Source organism: Limnoraphis robusta CS-951 (assembly GCF_000972705.2).
Genome location: NZ_LATL02000361.1, coordinates 20,820 through 29,328 on the forward strand (window position 1 = coordinate 20,820; position 8,509 = coordinate 29,328).

7 protein-coding genes are annotated in these 8,509 nt (G+C 41.3%); 6 read left to right on the plus strand and 1 reads right to left on the minus strand.

Annotated elements, in window-relative coordinates:
• The first annotated feature begins 1 nt into the window (after position 1).
• A complete protein-coding gene (dnaN, locus tag WN50_RS30680) occupies positions 2 to 1,177 on the plus strand; it encodes a DNA polymerase III subunit beta (RefSeq protein ID WP_046280645.1) in 1,176 nt (391 codons plus the stop codon).
• 326 nt (positions 1,178 to 1,503) lie between these two features.
• Positions 1,504 to 2,316, plus strand: a complete 813-nt coding sequence (locus tag WN50_RS30685) for a TylF/MycF/NovP-related O-methyltransferase (protein ID WP_160315466.1) — start codon at positions 1,504 to 1,506, stop codon at positions 2,314 to 2,316.
• Positions 2,317 to 2,618: 302 nt separating this feature from the next.
• On the opposite strand, the gene WN50_RS30690 is transcribed toward WN50_RS30685, so the two are convergent.
• Complete coding sequence (locus tag WN50_RS30690; RefSeq protein ID WP_046280646.1) at positions 2,619 to 3,620, minus strand: CHAD domain-containing protein; 1,002 nt, start codon at positions 3,618 to 3,620, stop codon at positions 2,619 to 2,621.
• Between the two features lie 536 nt (positions 3,621 to 4,156).
• Between WN50_RS30690 and WN50_RS30695 the strand changes: the two genes are divergently transcribed.
• The 4 genes from WN50_RS30695 to phnD form a co-directional block, all read left to right on the plus strand.
• A complete protein-coding gene (locus WN50_RS30695; protein WP_046280647.1) occupies positions 4,157 to 4,417 on the plus strand; it encodes a DUF1830 domain-containing protein in 261 nt (86 codons plus the stop codon).
• Between the two features lie 24 nt (positions 4,418 to 4,441).
• Positions 4,442 to 6,478, plus strand: coding sequence for an NAD-binding protein (locus WN50_RS30700; RefSeq protein ID WP_046280648.1), 2,037 nt, complete (start codon positions 4,442 to 4,444; stop codon positions 6,476 to 6,478).
• Between the two features lie 125 nt (positions 6,479 to 6,603).
• Positions 6,604 to 7,401: a phosphonate ABC transporter ATP-binding protein gene (gene phnC / locus WN50_RS30705; RefSeq protein WP_046280649.1), complete on the plus strand. Its 798-nt coding sequence runs from the start codon at positions 6,604 to 6,606 to the stop codon at positions 7,399 to 7,401.
• Positions 7,402 to 7,457: 56 nt separating this feature from the next.
• Positions 7,458 to 8,509: phosphonate ABC transporter substrate-binding protein (gene phnD, locus WN50_RS30710; RefSeq protein ID WP_046280650.1), on the plus strand; the 1,052-nt coding region annotated here is incomplete at its 3' end.

An 8,509-nucleotide genomic window follows, 5' to 3' on the forward strand; every position in this document is an offset into this window, starting at 1 on the left:
TATGCGATTAATTGTTGAACAGGAAAAACTCAGTTCTAATTTATCCTTAATCTCCCGAGCAATTCCCTCTCGTCCGACCCATCCCATTTTATCGAATATTTTATTAAAAGCATCTTCAGAAACTCAACAACTGAGCCTGACTGCATTCGATTTAAGCTTAGGAATCTATACTTGTATGAGTGCAGAAGTTGAACAAGGGGGAAGCTTTACACTCCCGGCTAAATTACTCAATGATATTGTCTCTCGTTTACCCAATAGTCCGATTGCTCTCGATGACGAAGCCGGAGAATCTATTATTACATTAACCTCAAGTTCAGGACGCTATCAAGTGAGGGGTATGAGTGCTGAAGAATACCCGGAACTTCCGAGTATCGAAGAAGGAGAATTCATTCAACTTCCGGCTGATGCTTTAATGGAAGGATTAAAAGGTACGTTATTTTCTACCAGTCCTGATGAAACTAAACAAGTTTTAACAGGTGTTCATCTAAAAGTGAGTAAAGATTTACTTGAATTTGCCTCAACGGATGGTCATCGCTTGGCGGTTGTTAAAGCTGAAAACTTCAATTCTGATGATGAATCGAAAGCTGATAGCGACTCAGAAATCAAAGATTTTGAAGTGACGATTCCCGCTCGAGCCTTACGAGAAGTTGAACGAATGATGGCTGCCTATTCTAGCGGCAAAGAAGAGTCCAAACCAATGGTTAAGCTGAGATTTGATGAAAGTCAAGTTATCTTTGAACTGGGAAATCAACGATTAAATAGTCGAAAATTAGAAGGGTCTTATCCCGCTTATCGACAACTGATTCCCAATCAATTTCTGAATCAAATTAATGTAGATCGTCGTAATTTTTTAAGCGCCTTAGAACGAATTGCCGTCTTAGCGAGTCAGAAAAATGATATTGTTAAGTGTAGCATTGATAACGATAATCAGAAAATATCACTCTCAGTAGAAGCGGCGGATGTGGGAAATGCACTCGAATCTTTATCGGCTCAAATCTCAGGAGAAGAACCGAAAGAACTGGCTTTTAATGTCAAATATTTGATGGAAGGTTTAAAAGTTTTCAATACTTCAGAGATTCAAATTCAGCTTAATGCGGCTACAAGTCCCGTGATTTTATCTCCTTTAGGCGGATTCAAAATGACCTATTTAGTGATGCCTGTTCAGTTGAGAAATTAGGGGTGAAAAGCGGCGATCAAATAGAAGGTTGTAGCCGGGAGAACGGGTGAAGATGGCGCAAACAATTCCCGCAATTGGGGCGACACTCAGCCAACTCAAACCGACGTTTGAGCAGCGACAAACCATCGTGAACTTCCGGCGGGCGGGAATGCCCGCACTGTAAGCTTATTGGCGCTGCAAATTTCACAAATCAGATAGAACTGCTATATGCCCGTAGGATTAATTGAGACTGAGGCATCTGAAAATAAAAGTAATGGTTCACGTTTTATGGTTTAATAGAGAGTCAGAAGACCATTAGGAGCTAAACCCATCTGATGTTTAACGTGATGGATAGGTTAATTTTTAACAGTCTAGATAAATTATATAAGTTTTATTCTAAAAAACAGTTAGGCTATCAACTAGCACAACTGAATAAACCCGATACTCGATATAAAACACTGCTCAAAGAAGTGGAAGGGGTTTATAAAAAGATACTGCTGACCGATTTATCAGACTATGACGAGGTAAGAACTGATTTACTGTTTAAACTTTTAGGTACATCGGTCAGTGAAGCGCTCTATATTGTCAATTATTTACACAAATCTTTACCCTTACCAGGGGATATCTGCGAATTTGGGGTCGCCCAAGGTGCGACATCAGCATTAATGGCGCATGAAATTCAAAAGACGGATAAAACAATTTGGCTTTTTGATTCCTTTGCTGGATTACCCAAACCCTCCGCTAAAGATACACTAAAAGATGATATCTTTAATCTCCGATCAATGGATGCCTACACGGGGACAATGCTCACCTCTGTTGATCTGGTACAAAAGCGATTAAATGATATTAACTTTCCCTCAGAACGGACTCAAATTATACCTGGATTCATTGAAGAGACAATTCAGTCATCTAACCGGCCTCAACAGGTTTGTTTTGCCTACGTCGATTTTGATTTTTATGAACCTATTTTAGTGGCTCTCAATTTTCTAGATCAGGTATTATCTAAAGGTGGACATATTATTGTTGATGATTACGACTTTTTCTCGACGGGCGTAAAAACAGCAGTCGAGGAGTTCATCGCTGCCCATCCAGATAACTATCGATTGTCACTACCGATTAAGTCAGCCGGACATTTTTGTATGTTAGAAAAGTTCTCTTAATATGGATTCACTTAACAACCGGAATTTTGTAATTCTATTTGGCAAGCTGATCAGAGCCTGCGAGAAATCGTCAAGGCGGTACTGGGCGATCGCCTGGGCGCAAATGGGCGATGCAAACGCCTGTATTCCCACCCCCCAACCGGTGTATATGCCTCCGATTTTGGACAGCTTTGGCTGCCGGGGTCGAAGAAATCGTCATCAAAAATAAAGAAACCTTTCGCGATCTTGTGCAAACTCTCCCCCACCTGAATCAGATGAGGGAAATAACACGTTAGCCGATTGTGGTGACTAATTGTGAGGGTTTATTCTTCTGAATGTAAAGTCAAGTCTACGATGGGATGCAGAAGGGTTGAACGGAAATTTAAGCGAAGTTCTGTATTTAGATATCGGCGTTGAAACAGTTGCCATTTTTGCCACGCTTTATAACGACTTTGCGCTAACACCTGGGCAAAAGTCGGCAAGACTGACTTAATATCTGACTCCAAAACATTTGTCATTACGACTTCTAACACATGACTATCTTGAATATCGCCCAAATATTCTTGAATGTCTTTCATGTCTTGCAAATAAGCCGAGTATGTCGCGCCATAAAAATCAGTAAACAAGTTCATCAAATACCGAACTCGCTTCACTTGTTTACGCAGATCATGAATTGTTTCTCCTTCGACTTGCAAAATCTGTTCTACAGTTTCAGAAGATAGTTGTTCTGAACCATTTTGAGTGGGTTCTGTTTGAAGCTGTTCAATTCCCACTTGCCAACCGGGATGTAAAAACAGTTGGCTAATTTGCGGTAATAATAAATCGGGCAGAACTTCTTCAATGGGTAATTGTTCGATTTTCGTGTAACACGGGGAGTCTAACCATTGTTGCAACTCTTGCTTTAATTGTCTGTACTTCTTGCTTTCTAGCGTCTTTTTCACCTGCTTAAACGTTTGTTGACGCTGTAGATTCAATTCGGACAAAACTTGCTTGATTGCTTTCTGTTCTTTTGAGGGTAAATTCGGATAGTATCGTTGATCAATGGCTTCGAGTAGAACATCTAAATCCCGCAATTCTCCTAAGCACCGAGAGACTTTCCCGATGTTTTTGTTTTGTGTTCCCTTGGGTAAATCGAGTACCGGGGCAAATCCTGTAATCGCTGAACGTAAACGTCGCATTCCGACTCGCATTTGGTGGAGTTCTTCGGGATCTTTGTCTGCCAAAACTTCCGCTTCATGCTGGAGAACTTTATCTAAGTGTTGCTGAATTCCGAGTGCAGCCCAGTCTCCCAATGTTCTAACTTTATCTAATGTAGTTGTGGTCATTTTCACCTCCCGAAATCGAATCATTTTCAGGGAATGATTCAGTTATCTTCTAGTGATTATAACAGCTCTGTCTCTAGTAAGTTAACAAAAGTTAATAGAATTAATTCAAAAGATATAAAACAGCTTGTGCTTACCCTAAAAAACATAAATCAAGTTTATTCCTCAAGATAGATTTATGAATGTATTGAACAAACAAAACCCGCTCTTTTAACAAAGTCACAAAAAATAGATGACCCCCAAAGTTATCTAACTGAGTGACTTTGAATGCTTATTCGGGATTCGCCTGTGTGTTTTTTTTACCAACTTAATTGGGAATATCAGAGTTACTACTTAAACATACCTTAACTTAATTGTCAAGCAGATGTGTTTTGATCAAGGTAGGGGTAAAGGAACGTAGACTCCTAGCCAGGGTTGCCAGCCTTTTCTCTTGTGCCTTCAACAGAAAATCCTCAATAGACTATCCATCACGAACTTGAGTGAGTTTAGAAAGTTTGGGTGCGGCAACTTGTATAGACAAAAGCGTGTGAACATCTGCTATGAATTTTGCAAACCTCTCGAACCCTCCCTCTGACAGTCTGATTCTTTGTAGCTACAAAAACCAAACTTCTCAATTGCAAGTATTGCGAATTATCAGTACAAAAACAGGCTACTTCGAGCGTGTAGTATTCCCCGATCAACACTTACTTTTTGAAGCGGAAGACCAAGCTCATCTAGAAGTATACTATCGTCTTTGCTGCGACTCAATCGAGATGAAACAGATTCCCTGCATCAGCCTCAAAGTCAACGAGATTCTTTAAAAGAAAGTTAAATCGGTTGCATCTATGTCAACTCCTGAAAATAGACCTCAAAATCAGCAAGAAAATGATTCTCAACCTCTGTCCGATCAATTTTTAGTCTGTGGTTTAGGGGGTTTAGGACAGCATTGTGTTGTGGCGCTCAAAGCCTACGGAGTCAAAGTGAGTGCCATTGAATTAGTCCATCCTCAACACTGGGAAATCCCCAATTTACCCAACTTATTAGAGAATTTAATCATTGGAGATTGTCGAGATCCAGCCCTACTGAATCAGGCAAAAATTCAACACTTTCGATGTGTCTTAATCGTCACCTCAAACGAACGAATCAACGCCGAAACCGCCCTCGTTATTCGCAAACTGAGTCGATATTCTCGTTTGGTTTTGCGTTCATCCAAGGAAAATCTCAACCAACTTCTGGGTCAACTTTTGGGAAACTTAGTCGCCTATGAACCCACACAACTGCCTGCTTTTGCCTTTGCCTTAGCGGCTTTAGGAACTGAAATTCTCGGATTTTTCAACCTAGATAGCTACCGCTTCCAAATCATTCAACGCCAACTGAGTCCGGGTGATCCTTGGTGTAATCGTTCAAGTTTACAAGACCTCAATAGTCGCAGTCGGCGTCTTCTTTGTCATCTTCCGAGAGGTTCTTCCCAACCGCTAAAAGTCCACGCTTGGCAGCCTAATCTTCAACCTAGCCCGGGTGATATGATTGTTTATGTCGAAGTCATCGAACGGTCATTTTCTCGATTACCTACGACGACAACAACGCTATCTTTAAAACAAATTCTGCAAGACTCATTGCATTATCTGAGTTGGCAGTTTCTCCAACAACAAATCATTCAATATTGGCAACAAAGCGAACAACAACCCCTGCGGCGAGTCGCCCTATTTTGTGGCTTGTTTGTGTTTATTCTATCGGTTATTGGTACGCTGTTGTTTCGTTCATATTACCCCGAAGCGACGTATCTGAGTGCATTCTACGGCGTGATTATTTTGCTATTGGGGGGGTATGCAGATATTTTCGGTGAGTTTGAACCTGTTACCGTAATTCCCGGGTGGTTACAGTTTTTTGCTTTGGGGCTAACCCTAGCCGGAACCGCCCTGGTTGGGGTGTTGTATGCTTTACTCACTCAAGCCCTCCTGAGTGCAAGATTTCAACTGACTCGAAAACGTCCGCCCATTCCTCAAAATAACCATCTGATTGTGATTGGTTTGGGGCGAGTGGGTCAACGGGTAGCGGTTTTTTTGCAAGAGTTTAAACAGGCGATTGTCGGAATCACAGAAAATTCCCAATTTGACTCGACTCTTTTACCGTCTATTCCTCTGATTATTAGTAATTATGCAGATGCCCTGAGTAAAGTCAATCTCGCCACCGCCCGTAGCGTTGTCATTGTGACGGATGACGAGATTTTAAACTTAGAAATTGGCTTGATGGTACGCAATGTTAATCCCCATTGTCATATCGTAATTCGCACGATGGAACAAAGCCTTAGTCAAAGTTTAACTCAGTTATTGCCGAAAACCGATGTATTGTGTGCCTATAAAGTCGCAGCCGAAGCGTTTGCAGGAGCGGCATTTGGCGAAAATATTCTGAATTTATTTCGCCTGGGAAATGAAACCATTTTAGTCACAGAATATCAGATTGAAGCGGGAGATACCTTGAACGGGTTGCTGTTGTCAGAAGTGGCTTATGGTTACGGAGTTGTGCCAATTTTACATCAATCTGGAGAAAATATAGCTCGATTTATTCCCTCTGATGATATCCTACTTTCAGTTGGCGATCGCATGGTGGTTTTAGCGACAACGGAGGGATTACAAGCCATTGAACAAGGGATTTGTATTGCTGCGAAAACAACGAAAGTTCACATCGAAGACGCCCGCACACCAGATGCAGCTTTTGAAGGGGCAAACCTCATCGTCAGGATTTCAGGCTGTCAACTCAGTCTAGCTCGAAATTTGATGAATAACCTACCCGCGACTTTACCCATTCCGCTCTATCAGCATCAAGCTTATCGTTTAGTCCAAGAACTGAGAAAATCCCAAGTATGTGCTTATATTTTATGATGTATTATCTGTGGGTAAAATAAATCTTTTATAAAATTTAACCCAATGATCATCTAGAGATATTTTTCTTTTAATGTCAAGCTTCCAAACTATGGATAGTTCAAGTCAAGGGGGAGTTCACAACTGTGCTAAAAGAAACTGCGGTAGAAGTGACGCATCTGACCAAAAGCTTCAGAGGTAAAACCGCTCTACAAAAGGTCAGCTTTAGCGTAGAATCCGGGGAAATGGTGGCCTTGGTGGGGGCATCTGGTTCGGGGAAATCAACGCTCCTCCGCCATCTCAACGGTTTAGAACGGGGCGATAGTGGTGTCGTTAAAGTCTTTGACTTTCCGTTACAATCCGATGGCAAATTTCATTCAAAAATTCGCCAACTGCGAAGCAACATGGGTTGCATTTTTCAGCAATTTAATCTGGTGAAGCGACTCAGTGTGATTGAAAATGTCCTCGTTGGAAATTTAGCACAAATGTCCTTCGCCCGCTCTGCCATTCGTTATTTTACCAAAGCCGAAAAAATACAAGCTTTGTCTGCTTTAGAACGAGTGGGAATTTTAGAGCAAGCCTACAAACGTGCTTCGATGCTATCAGGAGGTCAGCAGCAACGAGTGGCAATTGCTCGCTGTTTAGTTCAGGGCTCTCGGATTATTTTAGCAGATGAACCGATAGCTTCTCTCGATCCCGAATCGGCTCGTAAAGTTATGGAATTGTTGAGTGAACTCAACCAACAAAATGGAATTACCGTGATTACTTCTTTGCATCAAGTGCAGATGGTGCAGCAATATTTTCTCCGTGCAGTCGCTCTGAAAAACGGAGAAGTTCTCTTTGATGGGCCGACAGAAGCACTTGATAAAAACCGACTCAACGAACTCTACGGTAGTGCCGCAAAAGAATTAGTTTTAAGCGGACATGGAGAATTATTAGTCTAAATCAAAATTCCCGATTCTAACCCTTGAAATAGTCAACAAGTCACTTAGAGGAAACTATGGACAGACGCCATTTTTTTAAATCCACTTCTTGGTTTATTTTATCACTGAGTGCAGCCAAACTCCTCGCCAGTTGTTCACCCAGTTCGACGACTTCTGAAACTCAACCGACTTCAGAAACACCCCAAGCTGAAACGGTGACTGCGACAACGACACAGGTTAAGCCTTTATCTGAGATCAAAGAACTCAATTTTGGCATCATCTCTACAGAGTCTCAGGCGAACCAAAAACCGATTTGGGAGCCGTTTATTCAAGCGATGTCTAAAGAACTCGGAATGCCTGTTAATGCCTTCTATGCGACCTCCTATAATGGGGTGATTGAAGCCATGCGGTTCGGGCAAGTTCATCTGGCTTGGTTGGGTGGAAAATCCTATATTGAAGCGGCTAAAATAGCCAACGCTGAAGCATTTGCTCAAACGATAGCGCTTGATGGTTCCAAGGGTTACTATGCTTATTTAATCACGAATAAAGATAACCCCATTGTTTCCGAAATTCAAGGAGAAAATGGCGATCAATATGTCTTGAAAAATGCGGCAAATCTTACCTTTGCATTTAATGAACCGAACTCAACTTCGGGCTTTTTAGTCCCGAGTTATTATATTTTTGCCAAAAACAACGTTAACCCGAAAAAAGCTTTTGAAAAGCTGATTTTTTCAGGAAGTCACGAAGCCACAGCGTTAGCCGTTGCGAATAATCAAGTTGATGTGGCAACGAATAACAACGAGTCTATTAGTCGCCTAGAAAAAACAAATCCAGCCGCCCATGAAAAAATCAAAATCATCTGGACTTCTCCTGAAATTCCCAGTGATCCTATTAGCTATCGGAAAGATTTACCCGAAGATTTAAAAGAGAAAATTAAAAATTTCTTTTACAATTATACCGATGAAACGGTATTAGGCCCTCTTGAATGGTCTAGCTTTGTTCCCGCAGACGATAAAAATTGGAACCCCATTCGAGAATTGGAAATTGGCAAGCAAATTCTTGAAGTTCAAGATGATGAAAATATCGATGCAGCCACGAAACAGAAAAAGTTAGATGAGTTGAATAAACA